This is a genomic window from Pseudomonas asplenii, from assembly GCF_900105475.1.
Lineage (GTDB): Bacteria > Pseudomonadota > Gammaproteobacteria > Pseudomonadales > Pseudomonadaceae > Aquipseudomonas > Aquipseudomonas asplenii.
In genome coordinates, this window is the sequence record NZ_LT629777.1 from 5208445 (window position 1) to 5229076 (window position 20632).

General features: G+C 64.3%; 19 protein-coding genes and 1 pseudogene. 10 read left to right on the plus strand and 10 right to left on the minus strand.

Annotated features, from left to right (window positions below; translation table 11 throughout):
* Nucleotides 1–3: 3 nt before the first annotated feature.
* The 9 genes from BLU37_RS23010 to BLU37_RS23050 form a co-directional block, all read right to left on the minus strand.
* Nucleotides 4–1344, minus strand: a complete 1341-nt coding sequence (locus BLU37_RS23010; RefSeq protein ID WP_090209253.1) for an ABC transporter substrate-binding protein — start codon at nucleotides 1342–1344, stop codon at nucleotides 4–6.
* Between the two features lie 36 nt (nucleotides 1345–1380).
* The gene (locus BLU37_RS23015; protein ID WP_090209256.1) at nucleotides 1381–2430 is read right to left on the minus strand and encodes a branched-chain amino acid ABC transporter permease; all 1050 of its coding nucleotides are present in this window, start codon (nucleotides 2428–2430) and stop codon (nucleotides 1381–1383) included.
* A gap of 3 nt (nucleotides 2431–2433) precedes the next feature.
* Nucleotides 2434–3315, minus strand: coding sequence for a branched-chain amino acid ABC transporter permease (locus BLU37_RS23020; RefSeq protein ID WP_090209259.1), 882 nt, complete (start codon nucleotides 3313–3315; stop codon nucleotides 2434–2436).
* Entirely contained in the window at nucleotides 3315–4091 is a 777-nt protein-coding gene (locus tag BLU37_RS23025; protein ID WP_090209262.1) for an ABC transporter ATP-binding protein, read from the minus strand. The genes BLU37_RS23020 and BLU37_RS23025 overlap by 1 nt, the downstream gene beginning before the upstream one ends.
* Nucleotides 4088–5083: an AMP-binding protein gene (locus BLU37_RS23030; RefSeq protein ID WP_090209264.1), complete on the minus strand. Its 996-nt coding sequence runs from the start codon at nucleotides 5081–5083 to the stop codon at nucleotides 4088–4090. Before BLU37_RS23030 ends, BLU37_RS23025 begins: the two co-directional genes overlap by 4 nt.
* A 70-nt stretch (nucleotides 5084–5153) precedes the next feature.
* The gene (locus tag BLU37_RS23035; RefSeq protein ID WP_090209267.1) at nucleotides 5154–6551 is read right to left on the minus strand and encodes an LLM class flavin-dependent oxidoreductase; all 1398 of its coding nucleotides are present in this window, start codon (nucleotides 6549–6551) and stop codon (nucleotides 5154–5156) included.
* Nucleotides 6541–6996 (minus strand): acyl-CoA dehydrogenase family protein, encoded by a 456-nt coding sequence (locus BLU37_RS23040; protein ID WP_010450756.1) that lies wholly within the window; start codon nucleotides 6994–6996, stop codon nucleotides 6541–6543. Before BLU37_RS23040 ends, BLU37_RS23035 begins: the two co-directional genes overlap by 11 nt.
* A gap of 9 nt (nucleotides 6997–7005) precedes the next feature.
* On the minus strand, nucleotides 7006–8208 hold the full coding sequence (locus BLU37_RS23045) for an SfnB family sulfur acquisition oxidoreductase (RefSeq protein ID WP_090209270.1): 1203 nt from the start codon (nucleotides 8206–8208) through the stop codon (nucleotides 7006–7008).
* A 177-nt stretch (nucleotides 8209–8385) separates the two neighbouring features.
* Entirely contained in the window at nucleotides 8386–8949 is a 564-nt protein-coding gene (locus tag BLU37_RS23050; RefSeq protein WP_010450758.1) for a helix-turn-helix domain-containing protein, read from the minus strand.
* Here BLU37_RS23050 and BLU37_RS23055 point away from each other — a divergent pair.
* From BLU37_RS23055 to BLU37_RS23090, 8 genes and pseudogenes are all read left to right on the plus strand, one after another.
* A pseudogene (locus tag BLU37_RS23055) lies at nucleotides 8944–9985 on the plus strand (DMT family transporter). The gene BLU37_RS23050 and the pseudogene BLU37_RS23055 sit on opposite strands and share 6 nt — an antisense overlap.
* 166 nt (nucleotides 9986–10151) lie before the next feature.
* Nucleotides 10152–13082 (plus strand): monovalent cation/H+ antiporter subunit A, encoded by a 2931-nt coding sequence (locus tag BLU37_RS23060; protein ID WP_090209277.1) that lies wholly within the window; start codon nucleotides 10152–10154, stop codon nucleotides 13080–13082.
* A complete protein-coding gene (locus BLU37_RS23065) occupies nucleotides 13082–13426 on the plus strand; it encodes a Na+/H+ antiporter subunit C (protein ID WP_007986256.1) in 345 nt (114 codons plus the stop codon). Before BLU37_RS23060 ends, BLU37_RS23065 begins: the two co-directional genes overlap by 1 nt.
* On the plus strand, nucleotides 13423–15102 hold the full coding sequence (locus tag BLU37_RS23070) for a monovalent cation/H+ antiporter subunit D (protein ID WP_090209280.1): 1680 nt from the start codon (nucleotides 13423–13425) through the stop codon (nucleotides 15100–15102). The genes BLU37_RS23065 and BLU37_RS23070 overlap by 4 nt, the downstream gene beginning before the upstream one ends.
* Nucleotides 15099–15587: a Na+/H+ antiporter subunit E gene (locus BLU37_RS23075; RefSeq protein ID WP_010450768.1), complete on the plus strand. Its 489-nt coding sequence runs from the start codon at nucleotides 15099–15101 to the stop codon at nucleotides 15585–15587. Before BLU37_RS23070 ends, BLU37_RS23075 begins: the two co-directional genes overlap by 4 nt.
* A complete protein-coding gene (locus BLU37_RS23080) occupies nucleotides 15584–15862 on the plus strand; it encodes a K+/H+ antiporter subunit F (RefSeq protein ID WP_010450770.1) in 279 nt (92 codons plus the stop codon). Before BLU37_RS23075 ends, BLU37_RS23080 begins: the two co-directional genes overlap by 4 nt.
* A complete protein-coding gene (locus BLU37_RS23085; protein WP_090209283.1) occupies nucleotides 15859–16218 on the plus strand; it encodes a Na+/H+ antiporter subunit G in 360 nt (119 codons plus the stop codon). The genes BLU37_RS23080 and BLU37_RS23085 overlap by 4 nt, the downstream gene beginning before the upstream one ends.
* Nucleotides 16219–16345: 127 nt before the next feature.
* Complete coding sequence (locus tag BLU37_RS23090; protein ID WP_090209285.1) at nucleotides 16346–17164, plus strand: dienelactone hydrolase family protein; 819 nt, start codon at nucleotides 16346–16348, stop codon at nucleotides 17162–17164.
* An 87-nt stretch (nucleotides 17165–17251) separates the two neighbouring features.
* Here BLU37_RS23090 and BLU37_RS23095 read toward each other — a convergent pair whose 3' ends face one another.
* Nucleotides 17252–18154 carry a LysR family transcriptional regulator gene (locus tag BLU37_RS23095; RefSeq protein ID WP_090209288.1) on the minus strand — a complete coding sequence of 301 codons (903 nt, stop codon included), beginning with the start codon at nucleotides 18152–18154 and terminating at the stop codon, nucleotides 17252–17254.
* Nucleotides 18155–18285: 131 nt separating this feature from the next.
* Between BLU37_RS23095 and BLU37_RS23100 the strand changes: the two genes are divergently transcribed.
* Both BLU37_RS23100 and BLU37_RS23105 read left to right on the plus strand, forming a co-directional pair.
* A complete protein-coding gene (locus tag BLU37_RS23100) occupies nucleotides 18286–19362 on the plus strand; it encodes an AbrB family transcriptional regulator (RefSeq protein WP_090209291.1) in 1077 nt (358 codons plus the stop codon).
* Between the two features lie 233 nt (nucleotides 19363–19595).
* Nucleotides 19596–20612: an iron ABC transporter substrate-binding protein gene (locus BLU37_RS23105; protein WP_010450781.1), complete on the plus strand. Its 1017-nt coding sequence runs from the start codon at nucleotides 19596–19598 to the stop codon at nucleotides 20610–20612.
* Nucleotides 20613–20632: the final 20 nt, after the last annotated feature.

The following is a 20632-nucleotide window of genomic DNA, read 5'->3' on the forward strand; positions in this document are numbered from 1 at the left end:
GGCTTACTCGTCTGCCGCGCAGGTGCGCGGGGTCAGGTTCTTTTCCTTGGCGAAGGCCGCCGATTTCTCGTCGATCAGTGGGCGCAGCAGCGCGCGGTCGGCGGCGATCCAGTCACTGACCAGGCTCCAGTGCGCGCCATCCCACTGCTGCACCCGCGCCGAACCGCCGCCCTCATGGTCGCTGCAGGACAGCTTGAGGTTCTGCATCAGACCGTAGAAGCCCATGGCCTTGAGCCGCGCATCGTCGATGTTCAGGTGCTCCAGGCCCCAGCGGCCTTCTTCGCCATGCAACGGCCGCTTGCCGAACTTGCCCTGCCCGGTGCGGATCGCTTCCACAGCGATGGCGGCGTTCACCAAGCCTGAGTTGTAGTAGACGCTGCCGAAGTTGTTGAGGTCCTTGAGGTCGCTCTTGCCCTTGTCGAGGATGTATTGCTTGAGGCGCTTGTGGATCTCGAAATCCGTGCCCGCCGGGTACGGTGTCAGCGCCAGGTAGCCCTTGGCGGCGGCGCCGGCCGGCAGCACGTCTTCGCTGGAACTGGCCCAGATGTCGCCAATGATATGGTCGACCGGGAAGCCGAAGCGCGCGGCGGTCTTCACCGCCACCGGAGTCGACACGCCCCAGGTGCGCAGGAACACCCAGTCCGGGTTGAGCTGGCGTATCTGGCGCCATTGGGCGGACTGCTCGTTGCCCGGGTCGGCGACCGGAATCTGGATATTCTCGAAGCCGTACTTTTCCGCCAGCAGTTTCAGCGGGCCGAGGGTTTCGCGGCCATAGGCCGAGTCGTGGTAGACGGTGGCGATCTTCTTGCCCTTGAGCTTGTCGAAGCCGCCTTCGCGCTGGGCGATGTAGTTCACCAGGGTCGAGGCTTCACTGTAGAAGGTCAGCATCACCGGGAAGTTGTAGGGGAAGACCTTGCCGTCGGTGGCTTCGGTGCGGCCGTAGCCGAGGGTGATCAGCGGGATCTTGTCGACTTCCGCGCGCTCGCTCAGGGCATAGGCCGCCGGCGCACCGTTAGGCTGGTAGACCGCCACCGGCGCGCCGTCCAGGCCATTCTTGAAGCGCTCGTAGCACTCGATGCCCTTCTCGGCCGTCCATTCGGTCTCGCACTCCTGCCACACCAGCTTGACGCCGTTGATGCCGCCCTCGACCTCGTTGATGTAGTTGAGGTAGTCGATCATCCCGGCCCACACCTGCACGCCGCTGGAGGCGTAGGCGCCGACCCGGTAGGTGGCCAACGGAAAGAACTGCTGGTCCGGCGAGGCCTGGGCCAGTGGCGCCGCCGCGCCGAGGAGAGTCAGGGCCAGGCCTGTGGCAGTCAGTGAACGTTTGAAAAATGCACGCATGGTCGAATCGGTCTCCAGGGATGTCGGGTCGGAAAGTCAGAAGCGCAACGGCCAGTACCGCAGCCGTTCACGGGTATTGCCCAGCAGGCGGATCAGCCCTTCCGGCTCCTTGACCAGGAACAGGATGATCAGCACGCCAAAAATGATTTTCTGCAGGTTCTGCAATTGCCCGGCATACACCGCGCCACCGAGCAGGGCCTGGCCGAGGTGGCTGAGCAGGATCGGCAGCAGGCTGATGAAGGCCGCACCGACGAAGTTGCCGGCGATGCTGCCCATGCCACCGATAATGATGATGAACAGGATCTGGAACGAACGGTTGATGTCGAAGCTGCCGGCGCTGGCCGTTCCCAGGTAGGCGAAAGCCCAGAGCGCGCCGGCAATGCCGAGGTAGAACGAGCTGACGGCAAACGCCAGGCGTTTGTAGCGCGCCACCGGGATGCCGATCACGGCGGCGGCGGTGTCCATGTCGCGAATCGCCATCCAGTTGCGCCCGGTCTGGCTGTTCACCAGGTTGCGTGCGGTCCAGGTCAGCAGCAGCACCGTGACCAGGGTCAGCAGGTAGCGCCCCAGCGGTGTGTTCAGATCATGGCCAAAAAGGCTCAGGCTCGGTGCGGAGATGGTCCCGGACGAACCGTAGTTGTAGAACCAGGGGAACTTGACGAACAGCCACTCCAGAAAGAACTGCGCGGCCAGGGTGGTGACCATCAGGTAGAAGCCCTTGATCCGCGAACTGGGCAACCCGAACAGCAAACCCACCAGCCCACTGATCACCCCGCCGCCGAGCAGCGCCAGGGGCAGGCCCAGTTCGGGCAGGCGCAACAGAAAACCGTAGGTGGCAAACGCCCCGACAGCCATGAAGCCGGTGGCGCCCACCGAGGTCTGCCCGGTGTAGCCGGTCAGCAGGTTGAGCCCCAGGCCGGCCAGGGACAGCACCAGGAACGGAATCAGGATCGCGCTGAGCCAGTAGTCATTGCCCACCCACGGCACCACGCCGAAGGCCAGTACCAGCAAGCCGATCAGGGTCCACGGCAGGCGCCGCTCGATCAGCACCCAGGGTGCCGTTTCAGTGATCACGGGAACGGACATGCTTCAGACTCGCTCGATGACCCGCTCGCCGAACAGGCCGGCCGGGCGGATGTAAAGGAAGACCAGCGCCAGGACATAGGCGAACCAGGGGGTGATGCCGCCACCGATCAGCGGGCCGATATAGACCTCGGCGAGGTTCTCGGCAGCGCCAACGATCAGCCCGCCGACAATGGCCCCGCCGATCGAGGTGAAACCGCCGATGATCAGCACCGGCAGCGCCTTGAGCACCACCAGCGACAGCGAGAACTGCACGCCCTGGCGCGCGCCCCAGAGCAGTCCCGCCACCAGGCCGACGACACCGGCCACCGCCCAGACGATCTGCCAGATGCGGTTGAGATGGATGCCGATGGACAACGCCGCCTGGGTGTCATCGGCCACCGCGCGCAGCGATACGCCGATGCGGGTCTTGTTGAACAGCAACGCAAGCACCACCACCAGCACCACCGCAGTGGCCGCAGCAACCAGGTCGAACTGGCTGAGCATCACCCCGTGGACGAACAGCGGCACGTCGTCGATGCCCAGGTCCAGCGCGCGCACCTGCGAGCCCATCAGCCCCTGGGCCAGGCCCTCGATGATGAACGACAGGCCGAGGGTGGCCATGAACAGGGTGATCTGCGAACGGTTGACCAGCGGTCGCAACACCAGCCGCTCGATCAGCAGCGCACCGATCACCATCACCGCCACCGTCAGCAGCAGGGCCAGGGCAAAGGGCACGCCGTGCTCGTGCAGGCTGACGAAGGTCAACGCGGCGAACAGCAGCATCGAGCCCTGGGCGAAGTTGAACACGCCGCTGGCCTTGTAGATCAGCACGAAGCCGATGGCGACCAGCGAATACAGGGTGCCGGCGAGCAGGCCGCCAAGCAGGGTTTCCAGGAAGAAGGCCATCAGTGCACCGCTCCCAGGTAGGCCGCGATCACTTCGGGGTTGGCCTGCACCTCGGCCGGCGTGCCATCGCCGACCTTGCGCCCGTAGTCGAGCACCACCACGTGATCGGACAGGCCCATCACCACGCCCATGTCATGTTCGATCAACACCACGGTGGTACCGAGGTCACGATTGACGTCGGCGATGAACCGGGCCATTTCCTGTTTTTCCTCGGCGTTCATCCCGGCCATCGGTTCATCCAGCAGCAACAGGGTCGGCCCGGCGATCAGCGCCCTGCCCAGCTCGACGCGCTTTTGCAGACCGTAGGACAGGTTGCCCACCGGCACATCACGCAGGGCCTGCAGCTCCAGCAGTTGCAGAATGTGCTGGGCCTTGCGCCGAAACGCCTCGGCCTCGCGCCGCGCCCGTGGCAGGCCCAGGGCCTGTTCGAGGAAGTGGCTGCGCTGATAGCGCGACAGACCGGTAAGCAGGTTGTCGATCACGCTCATTTTCTTGAACAGCGCGTTGTTCTGGAACGTGCGACCGATGCCCCGGCGTGCGGCATCGAGTGGATCGATACGGCGAAAGCGCTGCTGGTCGAAGACGATCTCACCACTGTCGAAGCGGTAGACGCCGTTCAACAGGTTGAGCAGCGAACTCTTGCCGGCGCCATTGGGCCCGATCAGCGCGCAGATCTCGCCGCGCCTAACGTCGAACGACAGCGCATTGATGGCTTTCACTCCCTTGAACGACAGGGATAGCTCCCGCACCTGCAAAATCGGCTCGGCCACACTCATGCGCTTTTCCGTCCCGGGGCCTGGAGCCGCCATTGGTTGAAGGTTGCCGGCAGCTTCGCGGGGGTGCTCGGCTGCCAGATGTATTGCAGTCGCTGGAACCCCAGCAGGCGCCGCACCCGCTGCTTGAGCAGACGCGCGACGAAATGTTCGGGATGGGCCAACGACCATTCGCACAGACGACGGCGCCAGGTGCCTTGGGGAGCAAGGCGCTGCTCGATCTCGTCGGCCAGGTTCTGCAAGCGCTCGGGGGACAGCAGCAGGCCGGACGGGGCCACTTCGCGGCGGTCACGACTGGCACTGTCGCGGCTTTCGGCGAAGGCCAGACCGTGGCCGCTGTTCAGCCATTGCTCTAGGACCACGCCGAGGCCGCCCTGCCAGCGGGTGTCTTCCTCACTCCAGAGTTGTGGCTGGGTCGTGGGGGCGCGCCAGAGCACAATTGGGCGGGGTTCCTGGAGTTCGCCGCAGAGGCTGGCGAACGCCAGCACCCGCTGCCGAGGCGAACCGGGCAGGCGGCCTGGCAGTTGGTTGGCGATCAGCACGCCAGGGGCGGTGTTGGAGTCGCCGACGGCCAGCCAGTCGAGCAGTTGCTGGCGGCTGTCGACGAAGCCGTGGCTCGGTTGCAGGCGCCAGAAGGCCTGGCCGAGGGCTTCGGCAGTCAGCTCCGGGGCCAGGCTGAACACCTCGCCGCCGATGGAATGGGCCGCCAGGGACAAGAGCAACAGGTTCGGCTCCAGGCTACCGCTGAGGGCCAGGCGCGAGTCGGCAGTGAAGCCGTGCTGGCGCAGTCCGTCGGCCAGGCGCTCGACTTCACGCAGGGTGTCGATCCAGCGCCAGCTGTGCCATTGGCCATGACGCTTGTGGCGCAAGGCGCTTTGCAGCGGGCTGACCTGGGCCCAGTGCCGCAGTTGCTCAAGGGCGGCGGGAAAGATCGAGACCGTTTCGGGTTGCGGCGACTGTAGCGCCGGCGGACGTTTGAGTTCGTGCACGCTCATGGGCTCACCTCTTGCTGTGGTTGGGCGTGCGGTGGTCCGCTGGCGGGAATTGGGTGTGTCTTTGAAGTTATCAGGCCGACCGCACCGCCTTCTGCTGCAACGCCGCCAAGTCGCGGTAACCCGCCCCCGGATGAATATCCGCAAGCTTCGGCCCGGCCCCGAACAGCTTCTCGCGCAAGGTCCCCGGCGCGTATTCGCGCTTGTACACGCCACGCTTCTGCAACTCCGGCACCAGCCACTCGACCGCATCGACAAAGCTCTCGTGGGTCAGCGCATACGCCAGGTTGAAGCCATCGACATCGGTCTCCTCGACCCACTCCTGCAGCAGGTCGGCCACCGTCTGCGGCCCGCCGACGAACAGCGGACCAAAGCCGCCGATGCCGACCCAGCTGGCCAACTCGTTGGGCGTCCAGACCCGATTCGGGTCCGCTGTGGAGAACGTCTCCACCGCCGACTGGATCGCATTGGTGTGCACATGCCGCAACGGCTCGTCCGGTTTGAACTGGCTGAAGTCGATCCCGGTCCAGCCGGAAATCAGCGCCAGCGCGCCTTCGTAGCTGACGTAGGATTTGTACTCCTCGAACTTGGCCTTGGCCTTGGCGTCGGTCTCGTCGACGATCACTGTCTGCAGATTGAAGATCAGGATGCTCTTCGGATCGCGCCCCGCTTCAGCGGCACGTCGGCGGATGTCGGCCACCACCTTCTTGAGCAACACCTTGGACGGCGCGGCGACGAACACACACTCGGCATGCTCGGCCGCGAACTGCTTGCCACGGCTAGACGCGCCGGCCTGGTACAGCACTGGCGTGCGCTGCGGCGACGGTTCGCACAGGTGAATGCCAGGCACCTGGAAGTGTTTGCCGAAATGCTGGATCTCGTGGATCTTGCGCGGGTCGCTGAACACCTTGCGCGCACGGTCGCGCAGCACTGCGCCGTCCTCCCAACTGCCTTCCCAGAGTTTGTAGCAGACCTCCAGGTATTCCTCGGCGTAGTCGTAGCGCGCATCGTGCTCGGTCTGGGCGTGCTGGCCGATATTCTTTGCCCCGCTCTCCAGGTACGAGGTGACGATGTTCCAGCCGGCGCGGCCCTTGGTCAGGTGGTCGAGGGTCGACAGCCGGCGGGCAAATGGGTACGGGTGTTCGAAGGACAGCGAGGCAGTCAGGCCAAAGCCCAGGTGCTCGGTGACCAGTGCCATCGGCGGGATCAGTTGCAGCGGATCGTTGACCGGCACCTGCGCCGCCTGGCGGATCGCCGCGTCACCGTTGCCGTTGTAGACGTCATAGATGCCCAGCACGTCGGCGATGAACAGGCCGTCGAACTTGCCGCGTTCGAGGATCTTCGCCAGGTCGGTCCAGTATTCCAGGTCCTTGTACTGCCAGGAGCGATCCCGTGGGTGAGCCCACAGGCCGGGGGACTGGTGGCCCACGCAGTTCATGTCGAAGGCGTTGAGGCGGATTTCACGGGACATCGACAGCACTCCTGGAACGGTCGGGCAACACGCCATTGAGGCGGAAGTTGCCAATCAGCGTGTATTTCAGATGCAGGGGGTCTTGCTGCGGGTCGTGGCTGGGTGTCAGTTCGGCGCGTTGGCCGGTCAACGCCCATTCGGTATTGCCGACCTGCTGCAAAGCCTCGGCACTGGCGATCGCCGCTTCGGTGGCGGCGATGAGTTTTTCCGCCTCGTCGTGGGCGCCGTTGGCGAAACGCCGGGCACGCTCGATCAGCGCAGCGGCGACCTCGATGCGGATCTGCAGGTCACCGAACTGGCCGATCACCTGGGGATCGCTGGCTTGGCTGGTATGGCGGCGGACAGCGGCGAGCGTGCGTTCAAGGCCGTTGCGAGCGGCCTGCAGGTCGGCGCTGGCGTAGCTCAGCGCGGCATCACGGGGAATGGATTGATTCAAGGCGTTCATCGCGGTCTCCTAGTTCCAGGCATGCCGGGCCGGCTTGACGCCGTTGAGCAGGTAGTTGCCGATCAGGTGGTACTTCCAGCGCGCCGGGTCATGCAAGGTATGAGTGCGCGCATTACGCCAGTGGCGGTCGAGGTTGTGTTTGCCGAGCACCGAGCGGGTGCCGGCCAGTTCGAACAACTTGCTGGCGGCCAGCAGCGCGGTTTCTGCGGAGAGCACCTTGGCCTGGGCCACCACGACTGAGGCTTCGGCGACGCTGTCTTCGCTGGGCTCGGCCAGGGCGTGGTCGATGGCGCGACCGGCCTTTTCCAGGATCGCTTCGGTGCCGTGGACCCGCCATTCCAGGTCGCCGATGGCGGCGAGGCTGAACGGATCCTGCCAGCCATGCTCCTGCTGGCTGTCGATCCACGGCCGGGCCTGGCGGGCGTGACGCTTGGTTTCCTCAAGGGCACCCAGGGCGATGCCGGTGTCGACCGCGGCCTGGATGATCTGCGAAATCGGGCCGTTGGCCGTGGGCTGGTCGAAGGCCAGGTGAGCCGGAATGACACTGCTGCGCGGCACACGGACATCGACGAACAGCGCGTTACCGCTGGCGGTGGTGCGCTGGCCGAAACCGTCCCAGTTGTCGACGATGGTCAGGCCCTGGGCATGCCGCTCGACGAAAGCAATCTGCGCGTTACCCGCCTCATCGAGGCCGACCACCGGCACGATGTGGGCGAACAAGGCGCCGGTGCAGTAGAACTTCTCGCCATTGATCACGGCTTCGTCGCCGTCAAAGCGGATTCGGGTGTCGAAGGTGCCGGCGTTCTTGCTCTTGGCTTCGGAGAAGGCGTTGCCGAAGCGGTAACCTTCCAGAACCTTGGCGAAGTAATGCCGCTTCTGCGCTTCAGTGGCGGTTTGCGCGAGGATATCGAGCACGCCGAGGTGGTTCTGCGGGATCTGCCCCAGGGACGGGTCGGCCGCCGAGATGATCTTGATCACCTCGGCCACCGTCACATACGACACCCCGGCACCGCCATAGGTCTTGGGCACGGTGATGCCCCACAGGCCAGTGGCGGTGAATTCGTCGAGTTCGGCCGCCGGCAGGCGGCGTTCGCGATCGCGTACGCTGGCCTCGACGGCAAAACGCGCGGCCAGTTGCCTGGCGGCGGCAATCGCCTCTTCATCCGAACGGATGACATGGGCGACAGTGGTGGGTTTGGCGGCAGTTGTCATAGACCGACTCCAGAGTCCTGTTGAGTGCGAAAGAACGCATACACAGGACATAGCAGGAGTCGTGCCTGAAAATATAATATATATATTTCAGATACTTATGAACTATACCTAGAAATGGATAAAGCTAGAAAACAGCCAAATTGTTCAGTGACTGTTGCCAGGGCAACAGTCAGGGCATCACAGCACCACGTTGCGGACGAAGCGCACCGCCACCTCACCCTCATTGCGATACCCATGGGGCTGGTTGCTCGGAAACATGAAAAACTCCCCCGCCGCCACCGACCGCTGTTCCTCACCCAGCCACACCGTCAGGCAGCCCTCGAACACATACAACTGCTCACTCCAGCCATCGTTGTCCGGTTCCGAGTGATAAACCTCCCCCGGCTCCAGGCGCCACTCCCATAGTTCGACCTCACGACTGGCCACTGCCTTGGCCAGCAACACCGCCTTGCTACCTGGAATGGAACCGGCCCAGGCCAGTTCGTTGATACGGCTCGGGTCACGGACACCCGGAGCCTGGATCAGGTCGCTGAAGGCCACGTCGAGGGCTTCGGCCACCCGGTCGAGCGTGCTCAGGCTGACGTTCTTTTCCCCCGCCTCGATGGCCACCAGCATCCGCCGGCTGACCCCGGACTTCTCCGAGAGCGCCGCCTGGCTCAACTGGGCCTCGTGCCGCAAGCGCCGTACATTGAGGCTGACATGTTGCAGAACCGAAGCGCGTTGCGAAGTTTCTTTGTGCACTATATTGCTCACAGGGTAGGTTTGCGCAGTATACTGCCCATCTTTCGGCGCATTGTGCGTCCCCCTCAAGGTAGCGCGCAAGGCCATGGCATCGGACCAATCCAGCAGTCTAATCCCTTCGATCCTGCGGTTCAGCAAAGCCGAGTGCGTGCTGATCCTGATCACCATGATCTGGGGCGGCACCTTTCTGCTGGTCCAACACGCCATGACCGTCAGCGGGCCGATGTTTTTCGTCGGCCTGCGGTTTGCTGCAGCAGCCAGTCTCGTCGCACTCTTTTCTCTGCGCAGCCTGCGCGGCATGACCGCCTTCGAGGTAAAGGCCGGGGTGTTCATCGGCACGGCGATCATGCTCGGTTACGGCCTGCAAACCGTGGGCCTGCAGACCATTCCCAGCAGCCAATCGGCGTTTATCACCGCGCTGTACGTGCCTTTCGTACCGCTGTTGCAATGGCTGGTACTGGGCAAGCGGCCCGGTTTGATGCAAAGCATAGGCATCATGCTGGCCTTTACCGGACTGATGCTGCTGTCGGGACCGAACGGCGCCGAACTGAACTTCAGCTCAGGGGAAATCGCCACCATCATCAGCGCCATCGCCATTGCCGCCGAGATCATCCTGATCAGCAACTATGCCGGCAAGGTCGATGTGCGCCGCGTCACCGTGGTGCAACTGGCTACCGCATCGGTGCTGGCGTTCCTGATGATCGCGCCGACCCAGGAGCCGTTGCCGGTGTTTTCCTGGACCTTGCTGTTCAGCGCGATCGGCCTGGGGGCGGCCAGTGCGGCCATCCAGGTGGCGATGAACTGGGCGCAGAAAAGCGTTTCGCCGACCCGCGCCACCCTGATCTATGCCGGGGAACCGGTCTGGGCCGGAATCGCCGGGCGCCTGGCTGGCGAGCGGTTGCCGGGGCTTGCGTTGGTGGGAGCCGGGTTGATCGTGGCGGCGGTGATTGTCAGCGAACTGAAGACCAAGGGTAAACAGGCCGAGCCGGCTGAGCCTGAGGTCGAATCCGAGGCAGTGGATTCAAATAAACTCTAGGCCTCTGTGACGAGCGGGCTTGCCACAGGCCCTTCTTATTGTGCAATCAGGGCATGCACGTAAGGCGTTTACCACCTACCTTGTAGGATTCTGCGACAGGTTCCGGGTTGGTGATCCCGGAAGGGCCACGTATGATCCTTCGCAAACTCCTGCAGATTAGAAGCCTATGTCCCTGATAGTTCTACTGCTTCTGCCTTTTGTGGGCAGCTGTCTGGCAGCCGTGCTGCCGCATAACGCACGTAACACTGAATCGATCCTGGCCGGCCTGGTGGCGTTGGTCGGCACGATTCAGATGGCCTTGCTGTACCCGCAGATCGCCCACGGCGGCGTGATTCACCAGACCATCAGCTGGTTGCCCAGTCTCGGCCTGGACCTGGTGCTGCGCCTGGATGGTTTCGCCTGGCTGTTCTCCATGCTGGTACTGGGCATCGGCACGCTGGTGTCGCTCTACGCCCGTTATTACATGTCGCCGGAAGACCCGGTGCCGCGCTTCTTCGCATTTTTCCTGGCGTTCATGGGCGCGATGCTCGGCCTGGTGCTTTCCGGCAATCTGATCCAGATCGTGTTTTTCTGGGAACTGACCAGCCTGTTCTCGTTCCTGTTGATCGGCTATTGGCATCACCGTTCCGACGCCCGACGCGGCGCCTACATGGCGCTGACCGTCACCGGCGCCGGAGGCCTGTGCCTGCTGGCGGGGGTACTGATTCTCGGCCATGTGGTCGGCAGCTACGAGCTGGATGTGGTACTGGCGGCCGGCGACCGGATCCGCGCCCACGCCCTGTATCCGGTGCTGCTGCCCTTGATCCTGATTGGCGCGCTGAGCAAGAGCGCGCAATTTCCCTTCCACTTCTGGCTGCCCCGGGCCATGGCCGCGCCAACGCCGGTGTCGGCCTACCTGCACTCGGCGACCATGGTCAAGGCCGGGGTCTTCCTGCTCGCGCGGCTGTGGCCGGCACTGTCGGGCAGCGAGGAATGGTTCTGGATCGTCGGCGGCGCCGGGGCGGCGACGCTGGTGCTCGGTGCCTACTGTGCGATGTTCCAGAACGACCTCAAGGGCCTGCTGGCCTACTCGACCATCAGCCACCTGGGCCTGATCACCCTGCTGCTCGGTCTGAACAGCCCCCTGGCGGCCGTGGCCGCCGTGTTCCACATTCTCAACCACGCCACCTTCAAGGCCTCGCTGTTCATGGCCGCTGGCATCATCGACCATGAAAGCGGCACCCGCGACATCCGCAAACTCAGCGGCCTGATCAAACTGATCCCGTTCACCGCCACCCTGGCGATGGTCGCCAGCGCGTCGATGGCCGGCGTGCCGCTGCTCAATGGTTTCCTGTCCAAGGAAATGTTCTTCGCCGAGACAGTGTTCATCAACTCCACGGCCTGGGTCGAGGCCGCCCTGCCCATCGTCGCGACCATCGCCGGGACCTTCAGTGTCGCCTACTCGCTGCGCTTCACCGTCGATGTGTTCTTCGGCCCAGCGGCCACCGACCTGCCGCACACGCCCCACGAGCCGCCGCGCTGGATGCGCGCGCCGGTGGAGTTGCTGGTGTTCACCTGCCTGCTGGTGGGAATCTTCCCGGCCCAAGTGGTCGGTGCCATCCTTGCCGCTGCGGCCTTGCCGGTGGTCGGCGGCAACCTCCCCGAGTACAGCCTGGCGATCTGGCACGGCCTCAACGCGCCGATGATCATGAGCCTGATCGCCATGTCCGCAGGCGTGCTGCTTTACCTGTTGCTGCGCAACCAACTCCGCCGCGGACGTTTCCGCCGTCCACCCCTGGTGGGCCGTTTGGACGGCAAGCGCCTGTTCGAGTCAGTGCTGGTCCTGAAGATGCGCCTTGCCCGGCGCCTGACCCGCCTGCTCGGCACCCAACGCCTGCAACCGCAGTTGTTCCTGCTGGTATTGGCCGCCCTGGTCGCCGGGCTGATCCCGATGCTGCACAGCAGCCTGAGTTGGGGCGACCGGCCGAAGATCCCCGGCTCCATCGTCTTCGTCACCCTCTGGCTGCTGGCGATCGCCTGCGCCCTTGGTGCCGCCTGGCAGGCCAAGTACCACCGGCTGGCAGCCCTGACCATGGTCAGCGTCTGCGGCCTGATGACCTGCATTACCTTCGTCTGGTTCTCCGCGCCGGACCTGGCCCTGACCCAGTTGGTGGTCGAGGTGGTGACCACCGTGCTGATCCTGCTCGGCCTGCGCTGGCTGCCACGACGGATCGAAGAGGTCTCGCCGCTGCCCAACAGCCTGCGCAAGGCGCGCATCCGCCGCCTGCGCGACCTGTTGCTGTCGGTGCTGGTCGGCGGCGGCATGGCGCTGCTGTCCTACGCCATGCTCACGCGCCAGACACCGAACGACATTTCCTCGTTCTACCTCAGCCGCGCCCTGCCAGAAGGCGGTGGCAGCAATGTGGTCAATGTGATGCTGGTGGACTTCCGCGGCTTCGACACCCTCGGTGAGATCACCGTGCTGGTGGCCACGGCGCTGGCGATCTTCGCCCTGCTGCGCCGTTTCCGTCCGCCCCGCGAAAGCCTCGAGTTGCCCAACCAGCAGCGCCTGCTGGCCAGCGACGTGGTCACCGACCTGGTCAACCCGCGCAGCGCCAGTGATACCGCACTGGGCTTCATGATGGTGCCAGCGGTACTGGTACGCCTGCTGCTGCCGATCGCCCTGGTGGTGTCGATGTACCTGTTCATGCGCGGCCACAACCAGCCGGGCGGCGGCTTCGTCGCCGGGCTGGTGATGTCGGTGGCGTTCATCCTGCAATACATGGTCGCCGGCACCCAATGGGTCGAGGCGCAGATGAGCCTGCGACCGCTGCGCTGGATGGGCACCGGGCTGCTGTTCGCCACGCTCACCGGGCTGGGCGCGATGGCCTTCGGTTATCCGTTCCTGACCACCCACACCGCCCACCTGCACTTGCCGCTGCTGGGCGATATCCATGTCGCCAGCGCGCTGTTCTTCGACATCGGCGTGTATGCGGTGGTGGTCGGCTCGACCCTGCTGATCCTCACGGCGCTGGCGCACCAGTCGGTCCGTGCGCACCGACCGGGCACATTGACCGCGTCCCCCGGCAAACCTGCACTCAAGGGAGGAACCGCCTGATGGAAGAAGTCATTGCCATTGCCATCGGTGTACTCGCCGCCTCCGGTGTCTGGCTGATCCTGCGGCCACGGACCTTTCAGGTGGTGATGGGCCTGTGCCTGTTGTCCTACGGGGTCAACCTGTTCATTTTCAGCATGGGCAGCCTGTTTATCGGCAAGGAACCCATCATCAAGGACGGCGTGCCCCAGGACCTGTTGCACTACACCGATCCGCTGCCGCAGGCGCTGGTACTGACGGCGATCGTCATCAGCTTCGCCATGACCGCGTTGTTCCTGGTGGTCCTGCTGGCTTCCCGGGGCCTGACCGGCACCGACCACGTCGACGGTCGGGAGCCCAAGGAATGAACCTGATGCCTCACCTGATCGTCGCGCCCATCCTGCTGCCGCTGCTGACCGCCGCGCTGATGCTGATGCTTGGCGAGAAGCACCGCCCGCTCAAGGCCCGTCTCAACCTGTGCTCGAGCCTACTGGGCCTGGGCATTTCCGTATGTTTGCTGGTGTGGAGCCAGCAGTCGGCGGACCCCGCCTCCATTGGCGTGTATCTGCCGGGCAACTGGCAGGCGCCGTTCGGTATCGTGCTGGTGGTCGACCGCCTCTCGGCGCTGATGCTGGTGCTCACCGGCATCGTCGGCGTTTGTGCCCTGCTGTTTGCCATGGCCCGTTGGGACCGGGCCGGCAGCAGCTTCCATGCGCTGTTCCAGATCCAGTTGATGGGCCTGTACGGTGCGTTCCTGACCGCCGATCTGTTCAACCTGTTCGTGTTTTTCGAAGTGCTGCTGGCCGCCTCCTACGGCCTGATCCTGCATGGCTCGGGGCGGGCACGGGTATCCTCGGGCCTGCATTACATCGCGATCAACCTGCTGGCCTCGTCGCTGTTCCTGATCGGCGCGGCGCTGATCTACGGGGTGACCGGTACCCTGAACATGGCCGACCTGGCCTTGAAGATCCCGCTGGTGCCGGAGGCCGACCGTGGTCTACTGCACGCTGGCGCGGCGATTCTGGCTGTGGCGTTCCTGGCCAAGGCCGGGATGTGGCCGCTGAACTTCTGGCTGGTGCCGGCCTACTCCTCGGCCAGCGCGCCGGTGGCGGCGATGTTCGCCATCATGACCAAGGTCGGTGTCTACACCCTGCTGCGTTTGTGGACGCTGCTGTTCTCCGGCCAGGCCGGCGCTTCGGCGTACTTCGGCGGCGACTGGCTGATCTACGGCGGCATGGCGACCATCGGCGTGGCCGCCATCGCCATCGTCGCCGCCCAGCGCCTGGAGCGCATGGCCAGCCTTAGTATTCTGGTGTCGGCGGGCATCCTGCTCTGCGCAATCGGCTTCGCCCAGCCGAGCCTCACCGCAGGCGCGCTGTTCTATCTGGTCAGCTCGACCCTGGCGCTGAGCGCGCTGTTCCTCTTGGGCGAGTTGATCGAGCGTTCGCGCTCGGCCAACGAACTGCCGCTGGATGAAGACATCGACCCGCTGCCACGGCCACTGGAGTCGCTGCACCCGCGTCCCGGCACCAACCTGGACGACGAACAGAAAGCCGTGGTCGGCCAGGTGATCCCCTGGACCATGGCCTTTCTCGGCCTGAGCTTCATCGCCTGCGCCCTGCTGATCATCGGCATGCCGCCACTGTCGGGCTTCATCGCCAAGCTGAGCCTGCTCAGCGCCCTGCTCAACCCCTTGGGGCTCGGCCAGGAGGCACCGATCTCGCCTGCGGCCTGGGCCCTGGTGGCGCTGCTGGTACTGTCCGGCCTGGCCTCGCTGATCGCCTTCAGCCGCATGGGCGTCCAGCGTTTCTGGAGCCCGGCGGATCGCCCCTCGCCGACCTTGCGCCGGTTCGAGTGCCTGTCGATCATCACCCTGCTGGGTCTGTGCATCCTGCTGACGGTCAAGGCCGAACCGCTGCTGCGCTACACCCAGGCGACGGCCGCCAGCCTCGATCATCCCGAGCACTATGTCATGAGCGTCCTGGCGACCCGCGCCCTGCCAAGCCCGTCAGTCAAGACCGTCGCACAGGAGGAACAGCCATGAAACGCCTGTTCCCCGCGCCCTGGTTGTCCCTGGCACTGTGGCTGCTGTGGCTGGTGCTGAACCTTTCGCTCAGCCCGGGCCACCTGTTGCTGGGCGCGGCCCTGGGCTTTCTCGCACCACTGATGATGGCGCCGCTACGCCCACTGCCAGTCCGCATCCGCAACCCGTGGGTGATCCTGCGCCTGTTTCTGCTGGTGGGTCGCGACGTGATCGTCTCCAACCTGATCGTTGCCCGGGGCGTGCTCAACGCCGGTCGCCGGCCGCCACGTTCGGCCTTCGTCAAGATTCCCCTGGAACTGCGCGACGCCAATGGCCTGGCCGCCCTGTCGATGATCTGCACGGTGATTCCCGGCACGGTCTGGTCGGAACTGGCACTGGATCGCAGCGTGCTGTTGCTGCACGTCTTCGACCTGGACGAAGAGGCGGCGTTTATCCGCCACTTCAAGGACACCTACGAACGCCCCCTGATGGAGATCTTCGAATGAGCGCCCTGCTCGCCAACGCGATCCTGTTCAGCCTGTTCATCTTCAGTGTGGCCCTGGTCCTGACCGTGGTGCGCCTGTTCAAGGGCCCTTCGGCACAGGACCGGGTCCTGGCACTGGACTACCTGTACATCATCGCCATGCTGATGATGCTGGTGCTGGGCATCCGTTATGCCAGTGACACCTACTTCGAAGCAGCCCTGCTGATCGCCCTGTTCGGCTTTGTCGGCTCCTGTGCCCTGGCCAAATTCCTCCTGCGTGGCGAGGTGATCGAATGAACGCACTGTCCTTGTGGATCGAGATCCCGGTGGCATTGCTGCTGGTACTCGCCAGCCTGTTCACCCTGTGTGGCGCCATCGGCCTGTTGCGCATGAAAGACTTCTTCCAGCGCATGCACCCACCGGCCCTGGCTTCGACCATCGGTGCATGGTGCGTGGCGCTGGCGTCGATCCTGTACTTTTCCGGGCTCAAGTCGGAACCGGTGATGCATGCCTGGCTGATTCCGATCCTGCTGTCGATCACCGTCCCGGTGACCACCCTGCTGCTGGCCCGGACCAGCCTGTTTCGCAAGCGCATGGCCGGCGATGATGTGCCGGGGGAAGTCAGCAGTGGCCGCACCGAAGGCGGCAGCTAAAATGCGACACCCTGTGGGAGCGGGCTTGCCCGCGAAAACCTCAAGGCTGCAACAGGCCTTTGGAACGCTCGCGTCACGACTGGCGCCATTCGCGGGCAAGCCTGCTACCATCAGGGGATGTGCGCTGGTGCTGGCAGCGCTTCTGGTCAGTGGCTGTGCTTCGGTGCCTTCGCCCGAGTCGCGCAATGCCACGGCCAACGAACTGGCCCGCAGTCATCACTGGCAAGCCCAGCAGATCGACAGCCAGCCCTTCTCGCTCAGGGCCTTCAGGCCGGAGCAATTCGGCGATGGCTCACGCCTGACGATCTACCTCGAAGGCGACGGCTTCGCCTGGGTCACCGCCAGCCAGCCCTCGACCGATCCGACTCCCATCGACCCGGTAGCCCTGCGCCTGGCACTCGCCCAGCCAAACGGCAACGCGGCCTACCTCGGCCGCCCTTGCCAATACCTGAAATCAGCCGCCTGCAGTCGCGACTACTGGACCGACGCGCGCTTCGCCGTCGAAGTGGTCGCCAGCCTCGACCGAGCCGTCGATACCCTCAAGCAACAGGCCCACGCCCAGACGCTGCAACTGGTCGGCTACTCCGGGGGTGCCGCCATCGCCCTGCTACTGGCGGCCCGTCGCGATGACATCGACAGCGTCATTACCGTCGCCGGCAACCTCGACCACCAGGCCTGGACCCGTTTCCATCGCGTACAACCGCTGACCCGCTCGCTCAACCCCGGCGATTTCGGTCCAGCCCTGAGCCACCTCAGGCAAGTGCACCTGGTAGGGGCCGACGATCCGGTCATTCCGCCAGAGTTGACCCGGCAGTTCGTCGCCGAACACCCGAGCCAACCCGCCGCCCAGATTCAGGTCATGCCCGGCTACAACCATCATTGCTGTTGGGCAGAGCACTGGGCTGAGCTGTGGCCTACGCTCGACAGCAAAACACTCCTTCCCTAACGCACCAGTGACGGGCGGGCTTCCCCTTAGAGGGCGCAACGCGTCCTTCTCAACGCCCCACCAGCCTCATGTAGCCATTCCCGCCGATCAACCCTCCACAAAAAAACTCCGCCCCCCATGCTTGAGCAATTCAAGCAGGCTCTGCGCCGCCGGGGACAGGTAGCCGCCTTCACGCACGGCAGCGACCAGGGTGCGCTTCATCGTGGTTTCCTTGAGCGGCACCTCACGCAGGTGCATGGCCCCGCGCACGTCTTCCAAGGTATTGCGCGCCAGGAAGCTCAGCAACCGGGTCTGGCCAATCAACGGGGGCAACAGGGAAATGGTATTGGTCTCGATCTGCACCGACGGCAGCGGCAGGTCACGGGCCAGAAACACGCTGTCGATCCAGCGCCGGGAAGAAACGCCCGCCGCCGGCAGCACCCAGCGGTAGCGTCCCAGTTCGCTCAGGCGGATCGGGCCGTCGAAGATCGGGTGGTTGCGGCTGGCGACCACCACGGCCTCGTCATCGAACAACGGGTGGGCCAGCAACTGCGGATCGTCGTCGAACTGCGGGCAGATCACCACGTCCAGTCGCCCGGCACGCAGGGACTCGCGCAGCATGTTGTCCTGACCGATCACCAGGTTCAGGGTGATCTCTGGCGCGCGTTCGAGCAAGGTCGCAGTCAGTTGCGGCAGCAGGTACTCGGCCATGCTCGAGGCACAACCCAGGCGGATATTGCCCAACACGCCGCTGGCGAAATCGCGCACCTCACGATGGGTTTCGGCAATGTTCTGCTGCAGTTGCCGAGCCCGCTGCTGCAACAGCACGCCCACCGGGGTCAGTTTGATACGCCGGCCCTCGCGCTCGAACAGCTTGGTACCGAACGACTCCTCAAGACGCTGGATGCTCTTGGTCAGTGCCGGCTGGCTGCGATTGAGCTTTTGCGCGGCGCGCCCCAGGTGTCCGAGTTCGGCGATGGTTTCGAAATAGGTGAGGTCGCGCAGGTCCATGATTGATCAACCAAAGTTATAGGTTCATGACAATTAGAAACTGGACTTGATCAATTGCGCTATCAATAATTGATCCATCGCGTCGATCTCAGCGCCCTGCAACAGGAGCGTCCGACGCTCTGGAGGGAGTTTTGTCTGACTCATCACGTTTTTCCCTGGGCCACTGGCCACGCCCGCTGCAATGGCTGGCCCTGATTCTTCTCGCAGGCAGTACCGGCCAACTGCTCAAGTACGCCGACCTGCCCGCCGGGCAATTCATCGGCCCGATGCTGGTGGCGATCGGTTTTGGCGTCAGCGGCGCCCGCATCCGCATCCATCGGCAGGCCTTCCGCCTGGGCCAGGGCTGCATTGGTTTGCTGGCGGCCCATTCGATGACCCTGGCTGTACTCGAGGCCATGGTCGACTCCTGGCACCTGATGCTGTTCGCCACGGTCCTGACGGTGGTCCTGAGTTCCATGGTCGGACTGGCGATGGTTCGCTTCGGCGGCATCCAGGCCAGTACTGCGGCCTGGGGCACCTCCCCTGGCGCAGCGTCGGCAATGGTCGCGATGGCCGATGACTTCGGTGCCGACGGTCGGGTCGTGGCAACCATGCAATACGTGCGGGTAGTTTGCGTGGTGGTGATCGGCGCCCTGGTCAGCCATGTGCTCGAAGCGCCGGCCAGTGGTAGCGCACAGCACGCCGCAGCCGCCACACAGCACGGCCTGGATCTGTTCAACCTGGGACTGACGCTGGCGACCGCGGCCATCGGCGTCTTGCTGGGTGCCCGCCTACCGGCAGGGGCCTTGCTGATGCCGTTGCTGATCGGCAGCGTGCTGCAACTGTGCGGCCTGCTGCCTATCACCCTGCCCGCCTGGCTGCTGGCAACGGCTTATGGCGCCATCGGTTGCTACGTCGGCCTGCGCTTCGATCGCCCCACCGTGCTCTACGTCTGGAAGCGCCTGCCGGCGATGATCCTCAGCGCAATCAGCCTGATCGCCCTGTGCGCCGCCTCGGCCTGGCTCCTGGCGAAGTGGCTGGGCCTGGACTTCCTCTCGGTCTACCTGGCGACCAGCCCCGGCGGCCTCGATACCATGGCGATCATCGCCGTCGACACCCACTCCGACGTCGGCCTGGTGTTGGCAATGCAGACCCTGCGCCTGCTGGCGGTGATCTGCACTGGCGCGTTCTTCGCCCGCCTGGTGATCCGCTTCGCCCGCCAGGGCTGATACCCGCCCACCGTGGGGCGTCAAATGCCCCACGGTCACCCGCAACCCGCCCCACATGAAATAACACCGCTTAACCGTTCATTTGACGTTTTTTTCTCATATGCCACTCTACATTCCCGCCCGAACAAATATGCGAATGATTCCTATTTTTTAATTGGAGCGGCGAATGGGCTGTCGTTGTCCCGCGCCCGCTCTCCGGCACTTCCCAAAAAGACCGCAGGAGCTTGCACCCCATGATTTCCCGTTTCCCTTCGCTGTTCAAAGTAACCCTGCTGGCCACCGCCCTGTTCGGCGCCGGCTCTGCCTACGCGGCCCCCAGTGCCGAGGGTATCGTGGTCTACAACGCCCAGCATGAAAGCCTGACCAAGTCATGGGTCGAGGGTTTCACCAAGGAGACCGGGATCAAGGTGACCCTGCGCAACGGCGACGACACCGAGATGGGCAACCAACTGGTGCAGGAAGGCGACAAGTCGCCAGCCGACGTGTTCCTGACCGAAAACTCGCCAGCCATGGTGCTGGTCGACAACGCCAAGCTGTTCGCCCCGGTCGCGCCCACCACCCTGGAACAGGTCGGCGCAGCCTACCGCCCGGCGCACGGCAACTGGGTCGGCATCGCCGCTCGTTCCACCGTATTCGTCTACAACAAGGACAAACTGAGCCCCGCGCAACTGCCCAAGTCGCTGCTCGACCTGGCCAAGCCTGAATGGAAGGGCCGCTGGGCCGCTTCGCCAGCCGGTGCCGACTTCCAGGCCATCGTCGCCGCCGTGCTGGAACTCAAGGGCGAAGCCGCCACCCTCGACTGGCTGAAAGCGATGAAGGCCAACGCCTCGATCTATCGCGGTAACAGCGCGGTGCTCAAGGCGGTCAATGCCGGCCAGGTGGAAAGCGGCGTGATCTACCACTACTACAGCTTTGGCGACCAGGCCAAGACCGGCGAAAACAGCAAGAACACCTCGCTGTACTACTTCAAGCACCAGGATCCAGGTGCCTTCGTCAGCCTCTCCGGTGGCGGCGTACTCAAGTCCAGCAAACATCAGGAAGAAGCCCAGGCGTTCCTCAAGTGGATCACCGGCAAAGGCGGCCAGGCGGTTCTGCGCGACGGCAATTCGTTCGAGTACGCAGTCGGCATCGGTGCCGAGTCCAACGCGAAGCTGGTGCCACTCAAGGACCTCGACGCACCAAAGGTCGATGCCTCGAAGCTCGACAGCAAGAAGGCCGTGGCACTGATGACTCAGGCCGGAATCCTGTAATTGATCACAGAGTCCACTCC

Coding starts and splice junctions, on each gene's coding strand:
- BLU37_RS23010 (WP_090209253.1), bottom strand. CDS start 1,344: ATGCGTGCATTTTTCAAACGTTCACTGACTGCCACAGGCCTGGCCCTG.
- BLU37_RS23015 (WP_090209256.1), bottom strand. CDS start 2,430: ATGTCCGTTCCCGTGATCACTGAAACGGCACCCTGGGTGCTGATCGAG.
- BLU37_RS23020 (WP_090209259.1), bottom strand. CDS start 3,315: ATGGCCTTCTTCCTGGAAACCCTGCTTGGCGGCCTGCTCGCCGGCACC.
- BLU37_RS23025 (WP_090209262.1), bottom strand. CDS start 4,091: ATGAGTGTGGCCGAGCCGATTTTGCAGGTGCGGGAGCTATCCCTGTCG.
- BLU37_RS23030 (WP_090209264.1), bottom strand. CDS start 5,083: ATGAGCGTGCACGAACTCAAACGTCCGCCGGCGCTACAGTCGCCGCAA.
- BLU37_RS23035 (WP_090209267.1), bottom strand. CDS start 6,551: ATGTCCCGTGAAATCCGCCTCAACGCCTTCGACATGAACTGCGTGGGC.
- BLU37_RS23040 (WP_010450756.1), bottom strand. CDS start 6,996: ATGAACGCCTTGAATCAATCCATTCCCCGTGATGCCGCGCTGAGCTAC.
- BLU37_RS23045 (WP_090209270.1), bottom strand. CDS start 8,208: ATGACAACTGCCGCCAAACCCACCACTGTCGCCCATGTCATCCGTTCG.
- BLU37_RS23060 (WP_090209277.1), top strand. CDS start 10,152: ATGTCCCTGATAGTTCTACTGCTTCTGCCTTTTGTGGGCAGCTGTCTG.
- BLU37_RS23065 (WP_007986256.1), top strand. CDS start 13,082: ATGGAAGAAGTCATTGCCATTGCCATCGGTGTACTCGCCGCCTCCGGT.
- BLU37_RS23070 (WP_090209280.1), top strand. CDS start 13,423: ATGAACCTGATGCCTCACCTGATCGTCGCGCCCATCCTGCTGCCGCTG.
- BLU37_RS23075 (WP_010450768.1), top strand. CDS start 15,099: ATGAAACGCCTGTTCCCCGCGCCCTGGTTGTCCCTGGCACTGTGGCTG.
- BLU37_RS23080 (WP_010450770.1), top strand. CDS start 15,584: ATGAGCGCCCTGCTCGCCAACGCGATCCTGTTCAGCCTGTTCATCTTC.
- BLU37_RS23085 (WP_090209283.1), top strand. CDS start 15,859: ATGAACGCACTGTCCTTGTGGATCGAGATCCCGGTGGCATTGCTGCTG.
- BLU37_RS23095 (WP_090209288.1), bottom strand. CDS start 18,154: ATGGACCTGCGCGACCTCACCTATTTCGAAACCATCGCCGAACTCGGA.
- BLU37_RS23105 (WP_010450781.1), top strand. CDS start 19,596: ATGATTTCCCGTTTCCCTTCGCTGTTCAAAGTAACCCTGCTGGCCACC.